This is a genomic window from Streptococcus suis, assembly GCF_016775005.1.
GTDB classification, from domain to species: domain Bacteria; phylum Bacillota; class Bacilli; order Lactobacillales; family Streptococcaceae; genus Streptococcus; species Streptococcus suivaginalis.
Map to the genome: position 1 here is coordinate 1 of NZ_JAEUXI010000002.1, position 24,201 is coordinate 24,201.

Sequence of the window (24,201 nt, forward strand, 5' to 3'; positions counted from 1 at the left end):
TATTTCGTTTCTTCACTGTTAACTGATCGCTCGAGACAACTCCATTATTCTATCACCTTAACCTACCTTTGTCAATATCTTTTTGAAACTTTTTTAAAAAAAATTGAGACAGGTATGAAACCTGTCTCATCTGCTTTATTTTACTTCAAGCAACCCTAGGTCACCATCTTCTCTTTTATATAGAAGATTTGTAGTGCCGTCATTTGCATCTGTGTAGATAAAGAAGTCATGCCCAAGTAATTCTAACTGTAAAATTGCTTCTTCCAAATCCATTGGTTTCAAGTCAATCTGCTTGGTACGTACTACTTTTACTTCTTCTACTTCTTGGTCTGTAAATTCATCTGAGAAGACTTGGCTTGTTGAAATCTTTTGACGATGTTTGCGCTCAATTTTTGTCTTGTTACGACGAATTTGGCGTTCAATCTTATCAACAACTAGGTCAATTGAGCCATACATTTCTTGAGATACATCTTCTGCACGCAATGTAATGCTGCCTAATAGAATAGTAACTTCTACTTTTGCACGCTTGTCACGGTATACTTTCAAGTTGACTTTCGCATCTAGTTCTTGGTCTTCATTGAAATATTTTTCAATTTTTGCGACTTTGTCTTCTACGTAGTCTTTCAAGGCATCTGTAACTTCAAGGTTTTCTCCACGAATACTATATTTAATCATATTGTACCTCTTTCTAGGCTATTGCCTTTCTTCACTATTATTATATCATTTTTTTCTAAAAATGCAAGCGTTTCCTAACGGGCAATTGAAAAACTCTTGACTGTTTTCGCTCCTGCTTTCAAAAGTATTTTCCTAGCGTGTTGAATGGTCTGGCCTGTCGTATAGATATCATCAATTAAAAGAATCTTTTCTGCTGGTACTTTTTCTGAGATTAAGCAAAACGGTTGTTGCGTTTCGAGTCGTTCCTTTCGACTGAGACTGGATTGTTTGACCGTCTCCTTCTTTTCTAATAAGTTGCAATAGGATAAACCGGCTTCCTCTAGCAAGGCCTCGACTTGATTAAATCCCCTTTCTTCAAGACTTTTTTGACTGAGGGGAATGGGGACCAACTGCCAATCCTTCCATTCCTTACCCATTAGTTTAAGTTCTGAAGCAAAAACTTTCCTTAAAGCATAATCACCAAAAAACTTGTAGCGTGAAAAATAGCTGGCCATTGCTTGGTTGTACTGAAAAAGTGCCAAATGATCCGCGGGTAAACCTTGCTTTCGCCAATGTAAACAATCTTCGCATTCTTTATCCTCATCGTATTTGTAACAACTTGGACAATGCTTTTGCCCAATTTTCTCAAATTGCGCCTTGCATACTTGACAAGTTCTTGCCTGGCTCTTGGAAAAACTAAAGATGTTTGAAAAACTTTCTTTTGTCGAAATAGGTTGATCACAGAGAAGGCAGTTGATCATCTTTAGCCTCCTTATTCATTTCTCGAATCTCTTTTATTGCTGATTGCATGGCCTTTGTTTTTCCATTGTGAAAAAAGTACAATAGTCCATCTGGCCTATCCATACTACGCCCAACTCTTCCTGAAATTTGGACGAGACTGGATTTTGTAAACAACTGATGATGGGATTCTAATACGAAAACATCTACCCCTGGAAAGGTGACTCCTCTTTCGAGAATGGTAGTAGAGATAAGAATAGTAATCTTTCCCTCTCGAAAGGCTTGGACTTGGTCTAGCCGGTCACTAGTTTGACTAGAAACACAGCCTACACTCCCTTTTCCAAACTCCTTCTCAAGGATTTCCTGAACCTGTCGGCCTCTTTCAATCTCAGCAACAAACAATAGCAAAGGAAATCCTGTCGCCTGTTGCATCAAGATAGCTTTCATCAGTTTAGTTGGTAGGCAAGTCTTTTTAATAGAAGCTTCAAGGCTACCGAGCCAAATCGGTGTCGGGATAACCAAGGGATTCCCATGAAATCTTCTTGGCAAACTAAGCCGTTCCAGTTGGCCATTTCTGACCATCTTGTCAAGCCGATCTGTTGCAGTTGCCGTCAAAAATACTCTTACCCCATTTTCTTTGAGCGCATTGTCAACCGCCTGGTAAAGAATGGGGTTATCTACATAGGGAAAGGCATCAACTTCATCGATTATCAATAAATCAAAAGCCTGGTAAAATTTTAGCAATTGATGTGTGGTAGCAATGACTAAGGGTGTTCGAAAATAGTCTGCTGATTCTCCATGCAAAAGGCTAATCGGACAAGTAAAGTCTTTTTGAAGCCGTTGGTAAAGTTCGATGCAAACATCCACGCGCGGGCTGGCTAAACAAACCGTCCCACCCTGTTTCAGAATAGTGTCGATGGTCTGGTAAATCATCTCTGTCTTTCCTGCTCCTGTAACCGCATGTACCAGACAGGCCCGTCCATCTCCAACTTGTTTTTGAAGGGCAGTTGAAATCTTTTCCTGCCAAGGGGACAATTGTCCTTGCCAGTTTAGGTAGGATTGTTCAGGAAATCTTTTTTGCGGAAAATAATACAAGGCCTGATCAGAACGTAGCCTTCCCAACAAGATGCACGCTCTACAATAATAGGTCTGATTTGGCAATCGACCTATCTCTTCATAGTCGGTTCCACATCGCTGACATGTCTTTGGACTAGTATTTTGCTCTAGTTTTCTTGCTAGGGCGATTTCTTCTCTTGTTAATTGATCTTGCGTGAACCATTTTCCATACTTGTTTTCATCTCTCATACTTATTGATTCGTAATCCATCTTGTCAAGATAGAAAAAAAATCGTACAATTTTTGTATGAAAGAATTTAAAACTATCAAAGCCGACGGAATTGTTGAAGAGGAAATTAAAAAATCTCGCTTTATTTGTTTTATGAAACGTGTCACTAGTGAAGAAGAGGCGAGAGAGTTTATCAATTCAATAAAAAAAGAACATTACAAGGCTAACCATAACTGCTCTGCTTTTGTCTTAGGGGAAAATATGACCATCAAGCGGACCTCAGATGATGGTGAACCATCTGGTACAGCTGGCGTTCCGATGCTGACAGTTTTAGAAAACCACCAGCTGACCAATGTGGTGGCGGTGGTGACCCGCTATTTTGGTGGTATCAAACTGGGAGCAGGAGGTCTTATTCGTGCATACGCTGGAGCTGTGGCAAAGGCGGTCAAAGAAATCGGGATGGTTGAGGTCAAGGAGCAGGAAGGAATTGCTATTTCTTTAACCTATGCTCAATACCAAGAATTTGCTAACTGGCGAGCGGAATGGCAACTAGAAGAGTTCGATACCCAATTTAATACAGGTGTAGACACCCTCATCTTCGTTGATAAGCAAGCAGTTGAGCCTGTCCTTGCTAGCTTAACCGAATTTTATCATGGTAAAGTTATTGGTCAAGTAGCTGAGTCTAGGGTGGTTGAAATTCCGATTCATTAAAAAAAGCTATCAAAGTGATAGCTTTTTTATATTTTACATGAGCTAAATTTCTTCTTATAATAGAAGCAAATTCAAGCGGAGGTGCCCTATGGCCATTTATCAATCAATTACCCAATTAGTCGGAAACACCCCAATCATCAAACTCAACTCCCTAGTACCTGAAGACGCTGCTGAGGTCTATGTAAAGCTGGAAGCATTCAACCCTGGCTCATCAGTTAAAGACCGTATCGCTTTAGCTATGATTGAAGATGCTGAAAAAGCTGGGATCATCAAACCTGGTGACACCATCGTGGAACCTACCAGCGGCAATACTGGTATCGGTTTGGCTTGGGTAGGGGCTGCCAAAGGCTACAAGGTAATCATCGTCATGCCTGAAACTATGAGTGTGGAACGCCGAAAAATCATCCAAGCCTACGGTGCGGAGTTGGTTCTTACACCAGGGAGCGAAGGGATGAAGGGAGCTATCGCGAAAGCAAAAGAGATTGCTGAAGAACAAAATGGCTGGGTGCCTTTCCAATTCGCTAATCCATCCAATCCAAAAGTTCACGAGGATACAACAGGGCAAGAAATTTTGAAAGACTTTGGTCCAACCGGCCTAGATGCTTTCGTTTCTGGTGTTGGTACTGGTGGAACTGTCTCTGGCGTTTCCCATGTTTTGAAGGTAGCAAATCCAGATATTGCAATCTACGCAGTTGAAGCGGATGAATCTGCCGTACTCTCTGGGGAAGCGCCTGGACCACACAAAATCCAAGGAATTTCAGCCGGCTTTATCCCGGATACCTTAGACACAACCGCTTACGATGGCATCATTCGCGTCAAGTCTGACGATGCACTTGCAACAGGACGTGCAATCGGTGGCCAGGAAGGGTTCTTGGTAGGTATTTCTTCAGGTGCAGCCATCCATGCAGCAATTGAAGTCGCAAAAGAATTGGGTGCAGGCAAAAAAGTATTAGCTATTTTGGCTGATAACGGTGAGCGCTATCTTTCAACAGCACTCTATGATTTCGAAGCATAAAAAAAGAAGGTCACGCCTTCTTTTTTTCTTTTAAAAATGCAACTGATTCTTTGACCCAGCCAGGCAGGGCTTGCCCCAAGGGAGCAAAACCTGTCTTATGACGGTCACTGGTGAACCGATGATGGCGTGGAATTTTCTGTTTTTCCTCTTCCAGTGTTCGGATGGAAAGACTTGCCTTACCCGTGTACTCATCTAAGTCCACTACCTGTACCAATACTTCTTGACCCAAGGAGACTTGTTCATAGATATTATCGACAAACCCAGTCTTAATTTCTGAAATGTGGATCAAACCGCTTGTCCCATCTTCTAATTCGACAAAAGCGCCATAGGGTTGAATGCCTGTCACCTTGCCTGCTATTTTGTCTCCGATTTTCATATTAATCCTCGATTTCAACTCCAAGAATGACTACATCTTCCACTGGTTTATCCATCGAACCAGTTTCTACACTTGCAATTGCATCCAAAACCTCAAATGATGCTTGGTCAACAAGGTGGCCAAAAACAGTATGGCGTTGGTCCAAATGCGGAGTCCCGCCCTGTTCGGCATAGGCTGCTGCAATTTCCGCAGGCCAACCACCACGTTCTAATTCTTTTTTGGCGTATGGTGCTTTGTCAGCCTGTACAATAAAGAATTGGCTGCCGTTTGTATTTGGTCCAGCATTTGCCATTGATAGGGCTCCACGGAGGTTGTAGACTTCCATTGAAAATTCATCTTCAAATGATTCCCCGTAGATGGACTCACCACCCATACCTGTTCCGGTCGGGTCACCTCCTTGAATCATAAAATCTTGGATGATACGGTGGAAGATGACTCCATCATAGTATCCATCCTTGGCAAGGGCTACAAAGTTTGCAACTGTCTTAGGTGCTTGTTCTGGGAAGAGCTGGATTCGCAAGTCACCATGATTGGTATGAATCGTCGCAACCGGTCCTTCTACTGATGCCAGATTTAATTGGGGATATGTTCTTTCTTTCTCAACCATTCCTAATTTCTCCAAGGCATCAAAGATGCCATCTTCTTCTACTTTTTTTGTAATATAATCTGCTTTTTTCTGCAACTCAGGATGCGAATGTCCCATTGCAATACTGATACCTGCATAATCAAAGACTTCCAAATCGTTTAGCCCATCACCGAAAACAAGGACATTTTCTGGTTTCAAGCCTAATTTTTCAACAACAGCTGCAACGCCTGCCGCTTTTGAAGCTGACTGCAAGACGATATCAGATGAAATCTCATGCCAACGCACACTTCGCAAACGGTCTTGTAGGTTCTCAGGCAATTGAACTTCCTTACCAGTTTGTTCAAAGGTAATCAGTTGATAGACATCCTCTTCCTTGTAAAAATCAGGATCCGTTGGGAGGTTTTCATAAATTGGATCAATGGCAGCGCTAATTCGCTGATCCCGTGTAGAAATGGCAGCTGACTCGCCACCCATCATACCGTAATCGACTCCTTGACTTGCCATCCAATCCAAGGCTTCTTGAATCAGTTCTTTGGACATGACTGCCTTACGAAGAAAATTCCCTTTGGCATCTACAACGTAGGAACCATTGATCATAGCAAAATAATCAGGTTCCAATGCCTTGATTTCAGGAACCAGCCCGTAAATGGCACGACCAGAAGCAATTCCAGTCAGAATCCCCTTTTTCTTCAAAGAAGCAAACACCTGTCGAATCGACTCAGGCATGTAGCCTGTATCTTTGATGCGCAAGGTGTCATCAATATCGAAGAAAACAATTTTAATCTTTTTTGCTCTGTATTTTAATTTTGCATCCATCTGTTTCCGTCCTTTCAAGGGTCTTTATTTGACCAAAAAATGGGAAAATTATCATATTTTCCCATTATACCACTATTCTGCGTCTTGCGCTACTAGCCCATGTTGAAAGGCATAAACTACTGCTTGCGTCCGGTCACTAACTTCCAATTTTGAAAGGATATTGGAAACATGGGTTTTAACGGTTTTGAGGGAGATAAAGGATTCATCGGCTATGCGCTGATTATCGTAACCCTTGGCTAATAAAGATAGAATTTCCCGCTCACGCGCAGTCAGATCATCATGGAGATTTGGATGGCGTTTTTGATCTTCAACTTTCTTCTCTACTTCCGTTTCAATTGCAAATTGACCGTCTGCTACTTTTTCAATCGCCCGCAATATCTCATCTGCACTCGATGTTTTCAACATGTAGCCTCTTGCCCCAGCTTCTAGGACTGGATAGATCTTGGCGTTGTCTAGGTAAGACGTCAGGATTACAATTTTGGCTTCCTTCCACTGAGAAAGAATCTCAAGTGTCGCTTCCACTCCAGTCATCTTGGGCATGACCAAATCCATCAAAATAACATCTGGACGAAGGCTCAGGGCTTTTTCCAGTCCTTCTTGTCCATCTTCAGCTTCTGCAATCACTTCTACATTGGCTTGCAGATTGAGATAACTTTTCAATCCAAGTCTAACCATCTGGTGATCATCAACCAAGAGCACACTAATCTTCTTCATGTTCTTTTCCTTTCAATAAGGGAATACGGATATCAATGGAGACACCTTTTTGAGGCGCTGTCCGAATTTTGATAGTTCCTGCCATATCTTCTACTCGTTCCTGAATATTTTTCAGCCCATAGCTGACCTCTTCTTCTTGCTCTACCTGCATTCCGATGCCATCATCTGTAATTTTCAGTTGTAGCTCTGCTTCCTTCTGAATGAGAAACACATCCAAATGCTGGGCCTTGGCATGCCGAAGGGCGTTGCTGATAATTTCTTGGGCAATGCGGAAGAGGTGGTCTTCAATCGCCTTGGGTAATTGGTCCACCTGGTGCTGAAAATGGACTTGAATCGAACTCTTATCTTCAACTTCGCGTAAAATCAGTTCAAATCCGTCTACCAGATTACGACCGTCCAACTCACTTGGGCGTAAATGGAGGAGCAAGATGCGCAAATCTTTCTGAGCTGATTCCAGCATTTCCTTGACCGAGAGTAGCTGGGTCTGCAGGGTTGCCGCATCTATACTGGTCAAATTCCCTGCAATCCCTGATAGTATCATGGAGCTCGCAAATAATTCTTGACTGACTGTATCATGCAATTCTCGGGCAATCCGTTTACGTTCCCCTTCAACAATCTCCTCTCGTTTCACCAAATCCAAATTATCAACTAGCTGTACTTGACGAGTCAACATGCGGACCTTTTCAGACAGGGCTACCAATTCCTCCTCTTCTTCCGCCTGCGAAAAAATGGGTTTGTTTTGCAAAATCAACTTCATTTTTTGGCGCATGGAGCGGGTTGCAAGCAAGACCGAAGATTGAACAAAAATCCAAAGAAAGATTGACAGGACGATGATGAGGATGACAATGGTGAAAACAAGTTGATCTGTTTCAACCCAAAAAGTGACATCCATGAGAGGGTGTTCTAGAAGGGGGAAAATAGCTGCCAATACAACAAGAACCAAGAGGATAGCATACCAAACGTAGAGGAGGAGACGACCTGCTTTCATCATACGCTTACCACCTCCACATCACCCAAAATCGAATTGACAACGATTTTTATCCGCTTATGCGATTGCAAATAATTGGGACTGGATAAGGAAACATTTTCATTTCGCAAATCTAGCTGAGGTTGTCCCATAAAGCGAACACTGCCGTAGATACTGGATGCCGACAGGGAAACTTCCACATCGATTGGTACGATAATCTTGGTTTTTCCAAAAGTTTTTCGAACAACAAAAATATTGTCTCGCCCTGTCAAGACAGTTTCATCCAGATCAATCACATCATTCCCAAAGAGTCGGATCATGTTAATATCTTCGTAACCGAATTGATCATAGTGATGATCTTGGTTTCCAAACCAGTGATTTTTATCCCGTTTGACTGCCAAAGCCGTATCTTCAAATACCAAGTGGGTGTACTGGTTTTGTTTTTGGTAACGGGAGAAAAAATTGAAAAAAATGTAAACAATAAGTAGAATAATCCCAAATATAAAGAAGGGATTGAGCAGAAAGACCAGAAAAATCAAGTAAATACCTGTTAAGAGGAGGAGATTTCCTTGCCGACGCCCCAAAAGATACCACAAGCCCAAGATAATAAATGCAATAAAAAGCAAACTGCGGGCTTGTTGACTAGCCAATACGTCAAAAAAGGCTAGGGTAAAGATGATCGATTCTACCAATAGAAAAAATTGAACTTTGCGCATAGTTTTCCCTTTCCTTCTTATTGTACCAAAAATCGACTGAATGTCATCCATCCTGAGATGGAATTGCTGAATGTTAGAGCTTGGTATTGCCCATTAGAAAGAACAACTTATATAAAAAGTGAGGCTGGGCTTGCCCCAACCTCATGTATATTTTATTGGCTATTTGAAGTAGATGTTGAACTCGAACTACTTGTACTAGTTGTTGTTCCAGTAGAGCTTGTTGATGAACTAGTTGACGAAGCAACTGTGACATAGAGCGTTACAGTCCCTGTGATGGACTCTCCTGCTCCCGGAGATTGTCCGACAACCAAATCTCCTGTCGTAGAAGTATAGGCATTGTCAGCAAATTTTTCAATAGTTGTAACATCAACTCCCAGGGCTTGCAGTTGTCTTCTGGCCTCTGCATAGCTAACTTGTAAAATTCCAAAGTCTGGCATCACTGCTGCTTGACCTTTTGACACAACTAAGTTAACGGCTGTGCCTTTTTCTAGGGTCGTTGTTGCAACTGGATTCGAGCTGATCACATAGCCTGACTCCACTTGATCACTAAATTCTTCTGTCGTCGTCCCAACAATCAAACCTACGGATTTGAGCAATTGGGTCGCTTCCGATAGCGATTTTCCTGTCACATCTGGAACGTCGACTGGTTCTACCCCTTTAGAAACAATCACAGTTACTGTGGTTCCTTTTTGATGAGAGGTATTGGCATTTGGGCTGGTTTTAATAACCTTACCTGCCGAAACAGTATCACTATAATCTTCTTTCAGGACAACTTCAAAACCTAGGTTCTCTAGTTCGGCCTGGGCAGTCTCTGCATCTTTTCCAACCAAATCCGGAATATTGATCGCCTCTTCAACTGCCACAACAATATCAACTGTCGACCCTTCTCGCTTTGAGCTATAGGCAGCTGGATTGGTCCGAATCACTGAGCCTTCTGGAATTTCCGTCGACGCCTCACTGGTTACATTTCCAACCAAGAGACCTGCAGTTTCAATTTTTTCTTTCGCAACTTCCAAGGTCTGACCTGTAACGTCTGGGACTTGGACTGTTGCCGGTGTGTTGTAGAGGATGGCAACAAATCCTGCTAGCATCAAAAAGATGGAACCAAGTAAGACCTTGTAACGGGTACGCATACCACGACGTTTTTTCTGCGCTTTTGGAAGCGGAGCAGGTTTTGGCTTGCTTTTGGCTGCAACTTTTTCTTTCTTAGCTTCTTGTTTAGCCTGTTTTTTACTCGGCGTTGTTGCTTCTGGATTGACTTGAGCCAGTTTTGGTAGAGTTTTTGTATCAACCTTATTATCATCCAAAATCACTTTGGCTTCATTTCGGCGTTCATAAGAAAGGGCTGAAGCCAAGTCTGCATACATCTCTGCCACAGACTTATAACGATCGGATAGTTTTTTCGCTGTTGCCTTCATCACAACATTTTCCAAAGCCTGTGGTACGGCTGGATTTTCTTCCCGAACAGATGGCAACGGCTTTTGGAAATGCTGGAGGGCAATAGTAACCGCACTATCTCCATCATAAGGAATCCGACCAGTCAACATCTCAAAGAGGATAATTCCCATGGCATAGATGTCACTTTGAACGGTTGCTTTCGAACCTCTAGCCTGTTCAGGAGAAAGGTAGTGAACTGAGCCCAACATGGAGTTGGTCTGGGTCAAGCTGGTTTCCGCGAAGGCAACTGCAATCCCAAAATCCGTTACCTTAGCGGTTCCGTCTTCGGTCAACAAGACGTTTTGGGGCTTCAAGTCACGATGGACAATACCACGGGTATGCGCCATACGCATAGCAAGTAGAATCTGGCCCATAATTCGAACCGCATCATCATTAGACAAAGGAGCAAAATCCTTGATGTACTTTTTCAAATCCAGTCCATTGACATATTCCATTGCTAGGTATTGTTGCCCATCTTCTTCACCAATGTCAGTAATACGGACAATATTGGGATGATCCAGTTCAGCCATAGAACGTGCTTCCCGCTGGAAACGTTGGATAGCAATCTGATCTGTCTGGTAGTTGGTACGAAGAACTTTTACAGCAACTTCTTCCCCATCCAAGATCAAATCTCGTGCCATATAGACATCTGCCATTCCTCCTCGGCCAATCTGCTTGACAATACGATACCGCCCAGCATAGATTTTACCAATTTGAATCATTACCAACTACCCTCCGTAATCTGAAGAAGAGCTACGGTGATATTGTCTAAACCTCCTGCATTATTTGCAAAGCGAATCAGTGTCTCCGCCTTGCTCTCTAATGAAACGTCGCTAAGTACAATGTCTCGAATATCTTCTGTTGAAACCATATTGGTCAAGCCGTCACTGTTAATGACAACATAGTCACCAATTTCCAAGGTCTTGAGTCCAATATCTGGCTCAACTGGTTCTTGTTGCCCAATCGATTGGGTCACAAAGTTTTTCTGAGGATGGCGTTGTGCCTCTTCTTCAGTAATTTGACCAGCGCGTACCAAGGCACCTACAAGAGAATGGTCATTTGTCAGGCGTTGGTACTCTTCTCCACGGACAAGTCCAATACGTGAATCGCCAATATGGGCATAAATCATCTGATTTTCAATAACAACTACCGCTTCTAAGGTTGTTCCCATTCCTTTGTACTCTTCTTGCAAGCCTAACTGGTGAATCTTCTGGTTTTCCTCTTCCAAAACTTGGACAAACCATTCTCTCACATCATTTAAGTGATTGATATGGGAATCAACCCAAAGAGTTCCAAGGTCTGTAACCGTCATTTCGCTAGCAATATGCCCAGCGCGGTGACCACCCATCCCATCTGCAAGGAGGATCAAGTCAACTCCAGCTCGGTTAGTATAACGGTTGACGTAATCTTGGTTGTTGGATCTTTTTTGACCAACATCTGTTAACAAACTAATCTTCATATATCTTTTCTGCTGTTGTACAGCAACCTCCTCATATTAGGATATTCTTTTCACTTGACCGATGAAAAAGCCATCTGTCAAAAATTGTTCCGGGGTTATCAAGAGGCATCCGTCCACCATCAATTCCTTTTGAGAATGATGAAGCGGTACCTGCTCAAAATTAGGATGAGCCTCTAAAAATGCTCGAAGCACTTCCTGATTTTCCTTGGCTATAATAGTACAGGTGCTATAGGTCATTATACCACCTTTTTTAAGACTTTGGCAAACGCTATCCAGAATCTGCAACTGAACTGCCTGTAGGGATGCAAAATCTTGCGTTTCTTTATTATAACGGATATCTGGTTTCCGACGAATCAAACCAATACCAGAACAAGGCGCATCAACTAGGATTTTGTCGAAGCAATCTGGACCAAATGTTTCAGCAACTTGCATGGCATCGAGCTTCTGCGTGCGGACACGGTCAGCAAGACCTAGTCGCTGAGCATTTTCTTCAATTAACCTTAATTTATGGTCATACAGGTCCAAGGCTGTCACTTGGCCACTGGTTAGATAAGAAGCCATATGACAAGTTTTTCCACCAGGCGCTGCACAAGCATCTAGGACCTGCTCATCTCCCTGTAAATCAAGTGTCGGTGCAACCAGCTGACTGGATTCATCTTGGATGGTCAGCAATCCTTGTTGAAAATAATCCGTCCCCGCAAAATGTCCATGGTCCTTGACCAGGCCGACTGGTGAAATCGCAGAGGGTTTTGCATCCAAGGAAACTTGTAGGGTTTCAAAATAACTGGAATCCGTCACACGGACGCTGGCCTTATTGCGGACAAGTAAGCTAGCAAATATTGCCTGCGCGCGTTCTTCGCCATACTCTTCAATCAATCTCGTCACCAACCATACAGGCAGGGAATAGAGGACTGAATAGCGCTTGTTCTTACGCTTGATGGTATCAGGATTTGGCAAATCCGTAGCCAGAATTTTTCGCAAGAGCGCATTGACAAACTTATCCGTTCCCTTGCCTCTTTTGGCTAACTCGACGGCTTCGTTGACGACTGCATGGTTAGGAATTTTGTCCAAATAACACAATTGGTAAAGACTCAGCATGAGTAGATAATAAACCCAGCTATCCAACTTTTCTCTGTCTTCGATAAAATGAGCCAAGTACCATTCGAGGGTAATTTTTCGAGACAAACTTCCGTAAACCAGCTCCGTCACCAGGCCCTTGTCCTTGTCTGATAACTCAGCTTGAGACAGAGCTTGCTGAAGGGCGATATTGGAATAGGCTCCCTTATCAAAGACTTCTACCAAAACCGATAAAGCAAGGCTTCTAGCCGATTCTTTCTTACTCACCAAAACGATCTCCTACTGCTAGGTCGCGCCCTGCACCATTGAGAAAATCTGCAACAGTCATCTTAGGCTTGCCTGCGGGTTGAACAGTCAAGAGCGACAGAGCACCCTGACCAGTTGCAACGATTAACTCCTTTTTGTTGCGGCTGATAACCTGACCTGCAGGCCCTTCACCTTCCACAGCGACTGCTTCTTGGATTTTAAAACGCTCACCCTTCCAGTAAGTATGGGCAACCGGCCATGGATACATGCCACGAACTTGGTTGAAGAGCTGACGAGCTGTCTTGGACCAATCCAAAACCTCTTCTTCCGGCTGGATATTCGGCGAGAAGGTGACTTGACTTGGATCTTGAGCGACTGGTCTCAGGTTCCCTGCAAGATAGGCTGGCAGACTGGAAAGCAATAAATCACGACCAACTACCGCTAGTTTCTCAAAGAGAGTGCCGACATTATCCGTCTCTTCGATGGCGATGCTATCAGCTGCAATCATATCGCCTGCATCCATCTCTTTGACCATTTCCATAATAGTGACACCCGCTCGTTCATCACCATTTATAAGGGCATAATGAATCGGTGCGCCACCACGATATTTAGGCAAGAGCGAAGCATGAACGTTGACTGCAAAATCAACAGAATGGAGCAATCTTGTAGGCAAGAATTGTCCGAAAGCGGCTGTGACAATACCATCCGCTCCTAGACTCATAATCGCTTCCATCTCTGAACTGCCTGATAATTTCTCCGGTTGATAAACTGGTAAATCATAAGCTAATGCAACCTCTTTCACAGGTGTCATTTGAATTACTTTTTTTCGACCAACTGCACGATCTGGCTGAGTCACTACAGCTAATACCTCATAGTGACTATCAGCTAGAATTCCTTTCAATACGGTCGCAGCAAAGGCTGGCGTTCCCATAAAAATAATTTTTGTCATTCTATTCATTCTCCTCTTACTATCCCTTAATTATACCATTTTTGCTTATTTTTTCCTTAATCCAAGCCCTATTCACGATAAAAAGAGGCTGTTTTTCAGCCTCCTATTAACTTACATCATGTTCTGCGGTTCATTATCAATGACCATCCGCAAATCCTTCATTTCCTTTTCCTGGGTCTTGTCCAGGATATGATTGAGAACGGCTTCCAGATTTTCTTCCTTGCGGTACTTGAGAATAATTTGATAATGATAGAGGTTATGGGTACGAGCAATGGGTTTGGGAGTTGGCCCCAAGATGCGAATGCTATCGCTGAGATTTTCCCGTAAGAAGCTGACCACCTCAAAAGCCTTTTGCACCACAAAATCTTCCGACTTGTGCGACAGGGTCAATCCAACCGTGAAATAATAGGGAGGATAACCCAGATTGCGACGAATGTTCATCTCATATTGGTAGAAGCCTTCGTAATCCTGATTCTTGGCAAAGGCAATGGCGTAATGGTTGGGGTTGTAGGTCTGAATCAAGACCTCCCCTTCCTTGTCAGCTCGACCTGCCCGACCAGCTACCTGGGTCAAGAGCTGGAAGGTCCGCTCAGACGAACGAAAATCAGGCAGGTTCAGAGCTGTATCCGCATTGAGTACGCCGACCAGGGTTACGTTTGGAAAATCCAGTCCCTTGGCAATCATCTGGGTGCCCAACAAGATATCGGCTTCTCCCCGACCAAAGCGGTCCAACAAGTCCTCGTGAGCTCCCTTTTTCCGTGTGGTATCCACATCCATTCGCAGAATCCGAGCTTCTGGCAAGAGTTCCTGCAATTCATCATAAGCCTTCTGGGTCCCCGTACCGTAGTAGCGAATGGACCGCGACTGGCAATTGGGACAGATCTGGGGAATAGCCTTCTGAAAACCACAATAGTGGCAGTTCATGGACCGACTATCCATGTGCAAGGTCAGGGAAATATCGCAGTTGGGACACTGGTCAACCGTCCCACAATCCCGGCACATGACAAAGGAAGAATAGCCCCTGCGGTTGAGCATGAGGACCACCTGCTCCTTTTTCTCTAATTTCTCACGGATTTTATCCAAGAGGATCGGGGTAAAATTGCCAGCTTCCTGCTGACCGATATAATCGCGAAAATCCACTACCTGCACCTCTGGAATTTTAGCCAGTGGATTGGCCCGTTGATTAAGCCTTAAAAGACCGTACAAGCCACGACTGGCACGGGCCCTGGTTTCCAAGCTAGGTGTCGCAGAGCCTAGGACCAAGACTGCCTGATTGTAGTCTGCTCGCAACTTAGCCACTTCACGTGCATGGTAGCGAGGATTGCTGTCTTGTTTATAGGTGGCCTCGTGCTCCTCATCGATGATAATGACCCCCAGATTTTTCAAGGGAGCAAAGACTGCCGACCGAGCACCGACCACGACCTGAGCCTGCCCCTGCTCAATCTTCCGCCACTCATCATACTTCTCACCGTCCGACAGGCCTGAGTGCAATATAGCTACCTGCTGACCAAACCGAGCGATAAAACGATTGGTCACCTGCGGCGTCAGAGAAATTTCTGGCACCAGCATAATAGCCGTTTTTCCCTGAGCCAAGACCCGCTCAATCACCTGCAGATAGACCTCCGTCTTACCAGACCCTGTCACGCCTTGCAGCAGATAGGTCTGGCTCTCCTGACCAATAGTCGAGACAATCTGCCTGACTGCAATGGCTTGCTCAGGGTTTAAGGTCAGGGCCTGGCTAGCCTCCACCTTGTCAAAGTAAGCTTGACTGCGACTGACCTCTTCCTCCCAGACCTCAATCACTCCCTGTTCCTCAAAAAAGTCGAGGATTTCTTTAGAATAGTCTGCTCGTAAGCTTGCTAGGGGCGCAGGCTCCGCCTGCTGCAAGAGCAGAGCTTTAAGCTCTTGGCGTTTCTTGGCACGCTTGCTAATGTCAAAGTCTGCTAGCTTGTCCTGATAGACCCGGTACCATTTTTCCCGTTTGATGTGTTTTTTATCCATGGCAACATAATCCACCTCAATCTTGCCAGCCTGGGCCAATCGCATGACACGTGCCTGATGCTCGACATCCAAATCCGAAAATCGAATCTCCTCACGCCCTCCAAACAAGCTTTCCTGCTCTGCTTTTTCCAAAGAAACCTTGGGACGTAAAACCTTATCGTAGCTGGAGTTTAGGAGGTTGGGCAACATAGCTTTGAGGAGGCTGATTTTGTAAGAAAAGACAGTCTTTCGCAATTGTTCCGCCAACCAGAGTTGCTCCGTAGTCAAAACGGGACGGAAATCCAAGATTTCCGCTATGTCCTTGGTATCCTCCGACGCTGGCTCATCCAATAATCCCACAATAATCCCTTGGATCAAACGATTTCCCTTACCAAAGGGGACATGGACTCTCACACCGATTTGCACCATCCCCTCCCACTGGAATGGGACACGATAAGAATAGGGCTTGTCCGTCTGCATAAGGGGAACATCCACGATAATCTCCGCTAACATAGAACCTCCTTTCTAAAATCAAAAGAAACTCAGCTGGAAGCCAACTGAGTTTAGGTGTCTAGATTTTTTCGCCATCTTCTTTCTCTTTGGCAATTTGAGCCTTGATTTTACGCTCTTCTTCTTCTGCTAAACGTTTCGCCTCTTCTGCACGACGACGAACAGCTTCACGTTTGGCTTCTGGATCTGGGTGAATCACTACGTTGCCAGCCTCGATTTCTTCCAAGGCACGCAGGGTGGATTTAACAGAAGTAAATTCTTGGGTTGGTTTTGCTCCCGCTTCCAATTCATGGGCACGCTTGGCTTCCAAAATCACCAAAGAATACTTTGATGGCACCTTATCCAATAAGGTATCAATCGAAGGTTTTAACATCATAATCATTTACTCTTTTCTATCTACTTTTCTTATCTATGAGCTGTTTCACTAATCATCTCATCGTAGCGACCAATGACACGATCTACTCGGAAATGCTCCGCTTCAATAATTCGTTTGACACGTTCAGCCGCCAAAGGCACTTGGTCATTGACAACTGCGTAATCGTATTCGCGCATGAGGGCAATTTCTTCTTTAGCACGCTCGATCCGTTGCTCAATCACTTCCTGGCTATCTGTTCCACGCCCAACCAAGCGATCCTGCAATTCTTCCAAGTCAGGTGGGGTCAAGAAAATAAAGACTCCATCTGGCACTTTTTGTTTTACCTGCAGCGCTCCTTGAACTTCAATTTCAAGAAAGACATCGATCCCCTTGTCAAGTGTTTCATTGACATATGTCAAGGGCGTCCCGTAGTAGTTTCCAACATATTCTGCGTATTCCAACATCTGACCCTGACGAATCAAATCTTCGAATTCTTCTCTTGAACGGAAGAAGTAATCTACTCCGTCCACTTCACCAGGTCGCTGAGGACGCGTCGTCATGGAAACTGAATATTCAAATTTATTATCAGAACTATCAAAGATTTCCTTTCGAACAGTTCCTTTTCCAACCCCGGAAGGACCAGAAAATACAATTAGCAAGCCACGTTCGGTCATGACATCTCCTTTTCATCTTTCAATCTAGTGTAACAAAAATCTGACTAGATTTCAACACCTTGATGAAGGGATTGAAAAAAGCAACCTGTCGGTTGCTTCTTATTTTGCAATATCTGTTGCTCTGGTTTCTCGAATAACCGTAACCTTGATATTTCCAGGATAATCCAAGTTATTCTCGATTTTTTCACGCACATCATGTGCCAAGATAGTGATCTGATCATCCGAAATTTTATTTGGATGAACAATAATCCGCACTTCACGACCCGCTTGAATCGCATAGGATTGCTTAATACCATCAAAGCTATTAGCAATTTCTTCCAAGTCTTGTAGACGCTTGATATAAGCTTCCATGGATTCACGACGTGAACCTGGACGAGCTGCACTCAAGGCATCCGCTGCGGCAACAATCACAGCAATAGTGCTGGTTGCTTCAACATCCCCATGGTGACTGGCAATAGCGTTGACAACGATTGGATTTTCTTTGTACTTACGGGCCAATTCTGTACCGATTTCAACGTGACTTCCGTCCACTTCACGGTCAATGGCTTTCCCGATATCATGCAAGAAACCTGCACGACGGGCTAGATTGACATTTTCACCCAACTCAGCTGCCAAGACTCCAGCCAATTTTGCCACTTCAATCGAATGACGGAGGACATTTTGACCATAAGATGTACGGAAATGCAAGCGCCCCATAATCTTAATCAAATCAGGATGAAGATTTGGTGCCCCAATTTCATAAGCTGCAGCTTCACCATATTCGCGGATGCGGTTGTCCATCTCCAAGCGATGCTTGTCAACCAACTCTTCGATGCGAGCTGGATGAATCCGTCCGTCTTGCAACAGGGCTTCCATGGTCATGCGAGCAATTTCACGGCGAATAGGATCAAAGCCAGACAAGACAACCACTTCTGGCGTATCATCAATAATGACATCAATCCCCGTCAAGCTTTCGAAGGTACGGATGTTACGACCTTCACGACCAATGATTCTTCCCTTCATAGCATCGTCTGGCAAGTGAACAGATGTGATGGTCTGCTCTGCCACATACTCACCTGAGATCCGTTGCATAGCTTGCGCCAACAAATCTTTTGCGGTTTTATCCGCACGTTCTTTCACCTCACGCTCAGCATCCTTGATGCGGGTCGCGATTTCATGGGTCAGCTTGTCGCGTGTCTCTGTCAAGATTTGCTCCCGAGCCTGGTCCTGGGTCAGAGAAGCAATTTTCTCCAATTCCAACGCCTTTTCTTCTTCCAATTTTTGGACAGCTTGCTCGCGCTCATCAATGTGTTTAGATTTATCAGTTAGGCTTTGTTCCTTTTGTTCTAAAGCCTTTTCTTTGTTCGTTAAATTATCGTCCTTGCGGTCTAAGCTGCTGGCCCGCTCCGTTAAGCGAAGCTCAGTCTGCTTCAGTTCTTGTCTTTCAGACTTAAACTCTTCTGCAACTTCCTCCCGATATTTTCGTGCCTCTTCTTTCGCTTCCAAGAGCAACTCTTTTTTGAGGGTCTGGCGGTCACGTTCTGCAGTTGCAAGAATTGCTTCTGCTTCGTGCTCTGCCTTACCTCTCATGTTGCTGGCCTCTTGTTCAGCAGATAAAAGTGTCAGTTCTGCAGTTTCTTTTGCAGATTTCATTTTCAAAGAAATGGCTAGATAACCAATGACTAAACCGATGAGAGCAGAAACAAGTGTCACTACAAGTGTAACAAATTCCATTTTTCTACCTCTTTTTTCGATTAGATTTTCACAAAAATCTTCTTTTATTCTATCATAATTGAAACGATTTCACAATTCAAAAAATTAAAATATGATATAATGATTTGGAAGGAATTTTAGAAAGTGAGAAACATATGCCTAAAGACGTCATTGTAGAAAGTTTTGAATTGGACCACACCATTGTAAAAGCACCCTATATCCGACTGATTTCAGAAGAAAAAGGCCCTAAGGGAGATGTGATTACCAACTTTGATATTCGCATGGTTCAACCCAACGAAAATGCCATGGATACTGCTGGCCTCCATACCATCGAGCACCTCTTAGCAAAATTAATCCGCCAACGCATCGATGGTTTGATTGACTGCTCACCTTTTGGTTGCCGCACTGGCTTCCACATGATTATGTGGGGAAAACAAGATCCTGAAGAAATTGCAAAAGTTATCAAGGCTTCTCTTGAAGAAATCGCTACTGCCATTACTTGGGAAGACGTTCCTGGCACAACCATTGAATCCTGTGGCAATTACAAAGACCATAGCCTCCACTCTGCTAAAGAATGGGCAAAATTAATTTTAGAACAAGGTATTTCATCTGACGCCTTTGACCGTAAACCAATCTAAAAAGAACAGCAGATTATCTGCTGTTCTTTTGTTTAGTAATCCAATGCATCTGAGTGGCCAGAGCCATTTCCAACAAAGTAACCTGTCTTACAGTTGATTGAGAAGAGGTAGGTACCGTCTGGTTTGAACAGGTTGTAATAGCCATTTCCATTAATAATATTGACTTTTTCAAGAATATAGTTGTTTCCAGAAATATAGCCACGTTGTTGTGAGATGGCAATGATGTTTTCAAGGATGCCTGGGTTAAAGTTCCACGCTTCGTTGTTGACATCATCAATCTTAGCCTGATCATATGGCACACGGCTGAGGTTGCGTTGCAAGGTCACTCCTTCTGGTACAGCAATACCGTAAAGGGCGCTAACAGAATTGGTTACTGCAGCGCTTGTCGTCGCCTGACTGGTGCTACTTGCCGTTGTACTTGCTGTTGTATTGGCAGCTGCTTGACTGCTTGAACTTGCTACCGTTGCTGCATTTTCTAGTTGTGATTGCCCAAAGTTGATAGCTGCTGTCAAGGTAGCATCTACGCTAGAGATTCCTGTTGCAGTCGCTGTAAAGCTTGCGCCAGAATTGGCTGTTGCCGTCGTATCCAACTCACCATCCACAATCAAGGCCTTATCAAACTGGCTGTTGATAGCTTGAGTAGCTGCGATGGCTTTTTCAAGGCTATCATATTTAGCTTTTGCTTCCTTGTAGGCATCTGAAGAACTATCCATCTTGTCCAAAATCGCCTTCAAATCTGCCAGGCTGTCAAAAGCGCTATTTTTCAATTTTGACAGGCTTGAGTCAGTAAAGAAACTTGCGTAAAGTTCGTTAAATGCAGTTAAGCTCGCATCTTCTGAACTTGAACTAGTTGCCGAACTAGTCTGGCTTGTTGAGCTAGAAGAAGACGAACTCGTATTTGAAGACGAAGAGCGGTTCAACCAGATAAAGGCAGACACCAAAGTTGCTAGAAAGGCTAGACCCAAGCTCGCCCAAATCCAGAGTTTCTTCTTCTGAGCCGAGGTATCCTCAACAGGACCGAGAACAAAATCATCTTCCTCTTCTTCCGCTAAACTATCTACTACTGGTAGCAGGTCGATGGTTGCAGCTGATTCCTTAGGAAGATCGAACTGCTTTGTCTCCTGTTCAACCGTTTCTTTCGCTGTATCTGCAGCAGTTGCCACAGGAGCTGTAACTTCTTCTTTTGCCCATGCTTTTTTGGATTCAATTTCTGCACGGTGTTGCTTGATGTAACGGTCCAAAAGACCGTCTTCTTCTGTCACCCCCGCAACAATCTCCTTGTGTTTTTTGACGGCCTCACCGACCGTCAAATCCTTGGCTGTTTCAAAATCCAGCACCTTTTCTTCTTGACCATCTACAAATTGTTTGTTCTTATCTACCACTTGTCATCCTACCTTTTCTGTATTTCGCTTGACACGTTGACCAAAAAATTGGTAGAGGTCAACCTTCAAAGTTCCGTTATAAAGTTTGCGTTTCTTATCCGCCAGTCGGCCAAAGCGTTGTTCAAATAACTCATCGCTTGTCAAAATAAACTGAGACCAGGTTTTTAGAGGAGCAAAGGTCTGTCCCATTTCACGGTATAGGTCAATCAAGTCTTTATCTTCCAACAAGCGTTCACCATAAGGAGGATTGGAAATAATGACCCCGTTGATTTTGTCCGTCCGTAAATCCTGTAATCGCATCTGTTTGAAGACAATATCATCTGCAACTCCAGCAGCCACGGCGTTCTTTTTCGCTATTTCCACCATACGGCCATCGATGTCCGAACCCGCAATATCCAATACTAGGTCCTGTCGGATAGCAGACTGAGCTTCTTTACGAAGACGCAAAACTAAGTCTCGATCTACCCAATTCCATTCTTCAAAAGCAAAGGAACGCTTCAAACCAGGCGCAATATTTCTAGCCAGCATGGCTGCCTCAATACAAAAAGTCCCTGAGCCACAGGTTGGATCAATCAAGGGCTTATCTGGATACCAGTTGGACAACTGCAAAATCGCAGCTGCCATATTTTCCTTGATAGGAGCTCCGCCTTTTTCCGCCCGATAACCCCGTTTAAAAAGACTAGATCCTGTTGTATCAATCAGAACCGTCGCATGGTCCTTCAAAATGGATACCTCAATTTTGAACTCTGCCCCAAGCTCTTGCAAAGGAACGCCTTCTGGTCGAGAATAGTGCTTCTGCAATTTTTTTACGACTGCTTTTTTCGAAATAGCTTGCACACTTGGTTCGTTGTGCAGTTTGGACTTGACACATTTTGCCTTGGAAATAGGGAACTTACAGCCCAAGGGCAGGTAATTTTCCCAATCCAAGCCAAACACACCTTGAAACAGTTCTTCAAAGGTTCTAGCCGGAAATTGCCCTACGACAATTTTGATACGGTCAGCCGAACGCAACCAAAGATTGCTTTCAATAATTTCTTTGACCCCTCCTGTAAACCGAACTCGCCCGTTTTCCACTTGGCAGCTGTAACCCAAATCTTTTAATTCTCTTCCAACAACTGCTTCCAGTCCCGCTGCCGCGGTTGCAATCAGCTCAAATTGTTTTTTCATGTATTTCCTCTATAATAAAAGCTAGCAAAGCTAGCTACCTATTTATGCAATTTTCTATAAGCCATGTTTTGTTCCGGTGGTACTAGGCCTACCACCTTCGATAATCATCTGTCTACTGTTCTAAACAGTCAGGATTTCTGTTCGTTTCCATCCATCCCATGCCCCGACCAAAGTTTGGGTTGCTAGCTTGAGGGGTTTACCGCGTTCCATTTTTTACGTTTCCATAAAAACTTCGTCACTGTGGCACTTTCAGACCTACTTTGGCATATCCGAAGACGTAGCCATTTTAGTCGCCGTAACGTCAAAGACGTCCCTAGGCTTATGCATTCGCCTAGCACAAACACTACCGGCATCACAGCCAGTGCTAGCATGGACTTTCCTCATGGTAGATAGCTACCACGCGATTATCCAAAAATTGCACACACTTCACAAACGCTCTATTCTTGAACGATTTGCTTTCCGAATACTTCTTTTTCCAAGCGATTGAGACGGCGAAGAATATCAAAGTTTGTTGCTGATGTCATTCGCTCCGTACGGATTGTTGTTGTTTCTTCAACTGGTGCAACTGGCTTATTACCATTTGCTGCTTGTGCTTTCAAGCGTGCAATCTCACCCTTCAACTCCTTGATAATCGCTTCATAGGCGTCATAGTCCTTCATGATTTCATCTAAAAAATCATTGACTTCATCCTGATCATACCCACGAAAACCAATCTTAAAATCTTGTTCAAAAATATCTTTAGTTGTAAATTTAATACTTGCCATGTCTCTCTCCCTAATCTAAACGTCACTAATTCTATTATATTAAAAAAAATAGGGAAAAATCAAGTCAAATCACTCAAATTTTTCAAAATTTTCCGCCACCTCATTTAGACGTTCAAAGGTAAGCGTTTTAACAGTATAAGCCTCCTTTGTTAGCAGCAGATTGTAAAGGTATTTCAATTGTGTTTCATTTTCAGGTTCATAAAATACATAGGCCTGATTGGTCTTATCTAGAAGAAATTGATTAAACTCCCGAAATTGGGATGGATTTTCATACCGTTCAAAGGCAATTTTCACGAAATCCTGTTGCCGAAAGAGGGCCAATTTTTCCTGTTGATGTTCCTGCCAATTCTCTCCATGATTAGCAAATAAAAAAATCGTGGCAATCTGGCATTCATACCCCTCTTTTTTCAAGTCCAATAAGGTCTCCAAACACCAGTATTCAAACCCCAGTTGTCCTGTGAAGATAAACCAGTTCGCCCCCTCTTCTAGTAAGGAAATCAGATCCTTACGAATAGCCTCTTTGATAATCGCCAATCGTGGATCTTTCTGACCAAATATCCCCAGTTCATGAGCTCGGTATCCTTGGACCAATACGGTTTTGGAAGTCATTATTTGTTGAAAATCCCCTCTTTATGGTATAATATGCTGATACTATTTTATCAAGAAGAGGAACTATGGTCAAATACCCTCACCAAATTGGGAGAAAAGTAGTGCCGCGGGGAAAACCGCGACCAGACGAAAAAATTTCCTTTGCCAACCGCGGAATGACCTTCGAAGCGGCCATTAACGACAGCAATCAATACTATCTAAGCAGAAACCTTGCGGTAATCCACAAGAAACCTACTCCTGTTCAGATTGTAAAAGTTGACTATCCTCAGCGGAGTCGGGCCAAGATTGTTGAAGCCTACTTTAGACAAGCCTCAACAACGGATTACTCCGGTGTCTTCAAGGGTCACTACATAGATTTCGAAGCCAAGGAAACCAGACAAAAGACATCCATGCCGATGAAGAACTTCCACCAGCACCAGCTGGAACATATGCGGATGGTACTCCAACAGGGTGGCATTGCCTTTGTCTTACTCCACTTTTCAACCATTGGAGAGACCTATCTCTTGCCTGCCTCCTCTTTGCTTCATTACTATGACCTTGATAATGGTAGCAAATCTCTGCCACTTTCTTATATCCAAGAAAATGGCTATGAAATCAAAATGGGTGGCTATCCAAGCCTTCCCTATCTAACAATTGTTGAAGAAAAATTTTTAGGTGGTGACTCCATTGAATAATCCAAATACCA

24 protein-coding genes and 1 other RNA gene are annotated in these 24,201 nt (G+C 43.7%); 4 read left to right on the top strand and 21 right to left on the bottom strand.

Annotation, left to right across the window (positions count from 1 at the left end):
• Positions 1-135: 135 nt before the first annotated feature.
• The 3 genes from hpf to JNG37_RS02215 form a co-directional block, all read right to left on the bottom strand.
• Positions 136-675 carry a ribosome hibernation-promoting factor, HPF/YfiA family gene (gene hpf, locus JNG37_RS02205; RefSeq protein WP_158455578.1) on the bottom strand — a complete coding sequence of 180 codons (540 nt, stop codon included), beginning with the start codon at positions 673-675 and terminating at the stop codon, positions 136-138.
• A 74-nt stretch (positions 676-749) separates the two neighbouring features.
• Positions 750-1,412: a ComF family protein gene (locus JNG37_RS10030; RefSeq protein WP_187321615.1), complete on the bottom strand. Its 663-nt coding sequence runs from the start codon at positions 1,410-1,412 to the stop codon at positions 750-752.
• Positions 1,393-2,718, bottom strand: a complete 1,326-nt coding sequence (locus JNG37_RS02215; RefSeq protein WP_449276432.1) for a DEAD/DEAH box helicase — start codon at positions 2,716-2,718, stop codon at positions 1,393-1,395. Before JNG37_RS02215 ends, JNG37_RS10030 begins: the two co-directional genes overlap by 20 nt.
• Positions 2,719-2,754: 36 nt before the next feature.
• Here JNG37_RS02215 and JNG37_RS02220 point away from each other — a divergent pair, with 36 nt between their 5' ends.
• Complete coding sequence (locus JNG37_RS02220; protein WP_158455582.1) at positions 2,755-3,387, top strand: YigZ family protein; 633 nt, start codon at positions 2,755-2,757, stop codon at positions 3,385-3,387.
• An 88-nt stretch (positions 3,388-3,475) separates the two neighbouring features.
• The gene (gene cysK / locus JNG37_RS02225; protein WP_158455584.1) at positions 3,476-4,402 is read left to right on the top strand and encodes a cysteine synthase A; all 927 of its coding nucleotides are present in this window, start codon (positions 3,476-3,478) and stop codon (positions 4,400-4,402) included.
• A 10-nt stretch (positions 4,403-4,412) separates the two neighbouring features.
• Here cysK and JNG37_RS02230 read toward each other — a convergent pair whose 3' ends face one another.
• From JNG37_RS02230 to JNG37_RS02290, 13 genes are all read right to left on the bottom strand, one after another.
• The gene (locus JNG37_RS02230) at positions 4,413-4,778 is read right to left on the bottom strand and encodes a S1 RNA-binding domain-containing protein (protein ID WP_158455586.1); all 366 of its coding nucleotides are present in this window, start codon (positions 4,776-4,778) and stop codon (positions 4,413-4,415) included.
• Position 4,779: 1 nt separating this feature from the next.
• Complete coding sequence (locus tag JNG37_RS02235) at positions 4,780-6,180, bottom strand: bifunctional Cof-type HAD-IIB family hydrolase/peptidylprolyl isomerase (RefSeq protein ID WP_158455588.1); 1,401 nt, start codon at positions 6,178-6,180, stop codon at positions 4,780-4,782.
• Positions 6,181-6,252: 72 nt separating this feature from the next.
• Positions 6,253-6,894: a response regulator transcription factor gene (locus JNG37_RS02240; protein WP_158455590.1), complete on the bottom strand. Its 642-nt coding sequence runs from the start codon at positions 6,892-6,894 to the stop codon at positions 6,253-6,255.
• A complete protein-coding gene (locus JNG37_RS02245) occupies positions 6,881-7,882 on the bottom strand; it encodes a sensor histidine kinase (RefSeq protein WP_449276433.1) in 1,002 nt (333 codons plus the stop codon). The genes JNG37_RS02240 and JNG37_RS02245 overlap by 14 nt, the downstream gene beginning before the upstream one ends.
• Positions 7,882-8,577, bottom strand: coding sequence for a cell wall-active antibiotics response protein LiaF (gene liaF, locus JNG37_RS02250; RefSeq protein WP_158455594.1), 696 nt, complete (start codon positions 8,575-8,577; stop codon positions 7,882-7,884). Before liaF ends, JNG37_RS02245 begins: the two co-directional genes overlap by 1 nt.
• A gap of 152 nt (positions 8,578-8,729) precedes the next feature.
• Entirely contained in the window at positions 8,730-10,736 is a 2,007-nt protein-coding gene (pknB, locus tag JNG37_RS02255; protein ID WP_158456066.1) for a Stk1 family PASTA domain-containing Ser/Thr kinase, read from the bottom strand.
• Positions 10,736-11,473, bottom strand: coding sequence for a Stp1/IreP family PP2C-type Ser/Thr phosphatase (locus JNG37_RS02260; RefSeq protein ID WP_158455596.1), 738 nt, complete (start codon positions 11,471-11,473; stop codon positions 10,736-10,738). Before JNG37_RS02260 ends, pknB begins: the two co-directional genes overlap by 1 nt.
• A gap of 36 nt (positions 11,474-11,509) precedes the next feature.
• The gene (gene rsmB / locus JNG37_RS02265; RefSeq protein ID WP_187321605.1) at positions 11,510-12,817 is read right to left on the bottom strand and encodes a 16S rRNA (cytosine(967)-C(5))-methyltransferase RsmB; all 1,308 of its coding nucleotides are present in this window, start codon (positions 12,815-12,817) and stop codon (positions 11,510-11,512) included.
• Positions 12,810-13,745, bottom strand: coding sequence for a methionyl-tRNA formyltransferase (gene fmt / locus JNG37_RS02270; RefSeq protein WP_158455600.1), 936 nt, complete (start codon positions 13,743-13,745; stop codon positions 12,810-12,812). The genes rsmB and fmt overlap by 8 nt, the downstream gene beginning before the upstream one ends.
• Positions 13,746-13,856: 111 nt before the next feature.
• Positions 13,857-16,238 (bottom strand): primosomal protein N', encoded by a 2,382-nt coding sequence (locus tag JNG37_RS02275; protein ID WP_158455602.1) that lies wholly within the window; start codon positions 16,236-16,238, stop codon positions 13,857-13,859.
• 58 nt (positions 16,239-16,296) lie between these two features.
• Positions 16,297-16,611: a DNA-directed RNA polymerase subunit omega gene (rpoZ, locus tag JNG37_RS02280; protein WP_158456068.1), complete on the bottom strand. Its 315-nt coding sequence runs from the start codon at positions 16,609-16,611 to the stop codon at positions 16,297-16,299.
• A 29-nt stretch (positions 16,612-16,640) separates the two neighbouring features.
• Complete coding sequence (gene gmk, locus JNG37_RS02285; protein ID WP_158455604.1) at positions 16,641-17,264, bottom strand: guanylate kinase; 624 nt, start codon at positions 17,262-17,264, stop codon at positions 16,641-16,643.
• A 99-nt stretch (positions 17,265-17,363) separates the two neighbouring features.
• Positions 17,364-18,977: a ribonuclease Y gene (locus tag JNG37_RS02290; RefSeq protein WP_158455606.1), complete on the bottom strand. Its 1,614-nt coding sequence runs from the start codon at positions 18,975-18,977 to the stop codon at positions 17,364-17,366.
• A gap of 134 nt (positions 18,978-19,111) precedes the next feature.
• Between JNG37_RS02290 and JNG37_RS02295 the strand changes: the two genes are divergently transcribed.
• Positions 19,112-19,594, top strand: coding sequence for an S-ribosylhomocysteine lyase (locus JNG37_RS02295; protein ID WP_158455608.1), 483 nt, complete (start codon positions 19,112-19,114; stop codon positions 19,592-19,594).
• Positions 19,595-19,626: 32 nt separating this feature from the next.
• Here the strand turns inward: JNG37_RS02295 and JNG37_RS02300 are convergent, their stop codons facing one another.
• The 5 genes from JNG37_RS02300 to JNG37_RS02320 form a co-directional block, all read right to left on the bottom strand.
• Positions 19,627-20,976, bottom strand: a complete 1,350-nt coding sequence (locus JNG37_RS02300; protein WP_187321606.1) for a cell division site-positioning protein MapZ family protein — start codon at positions 20,974-20,976, stop codon at positions 19,627-19,629.
• Between the two features lie 3 nt (positions 20,977-20,979).
• Positions 20,980-22,143, bottom strand: a complete 1,164-nt coding sequence (locus JNG37_RS02305; RefSeq protein ID WP_158455610.1) for a THUMP domain-containing class I SAM-dependent RNA methyltransferase — start codon at positions 22,141-22,143, stop codon at positions 20,980-20,982.
• Positions 22,144-22,195: 52 nt separating this feature from the next.
• Positions 22,196-22,559, bottom strand: an RNA gene (rnpB, locus tag JNG37_RS02310) — RNase P RNA component class B.
• Positions 22,560-22,580: 21 nt separating this feature from the next.
• Positions 22,581-22,907, bottom strand: a complete 327-nt coding sequence (gene gpsB, locus JNG37_RS02315) for a cell division regulator GpsB (protein WP_158455612.1) — start codon at positions 22,905-22,907, stop codon at positions 22,581-22,583.
• Positions 22,908-22,976: 69 nt separating this feature from the next.
• Positions 22,977-23,516, bottom strand: a complete 540-nt coding sequence (locus JNG37_RS02320) for an SLOG family protein (RefSeq protein WP_158455614.1) — start codon at positions 23,514-23,516, stop codon at positions 22,977-22,979.
• A 65-nt stretch (positions 23,517-23,581) separates the two neighbouring features.
• Between JNG37_RS02320 and recU the strand changes: the two genes are divergently transcribed.
• Positions 23,582-24,190 carry a Holliday junction resolvase RecU gene (gene recU, locus JNG37_RS02325; RefSeq protein ID WP_158455616.1) on the top strand — a complete coding sequence of 203 codons (609 nt, stop codon included), beginning with the start codon at positions 23,582-23,584 and terminating at the stop codon, positions 24,188-24,190.
• Positions 24,191-24,201: the final 11 nt, after the last annotated feature.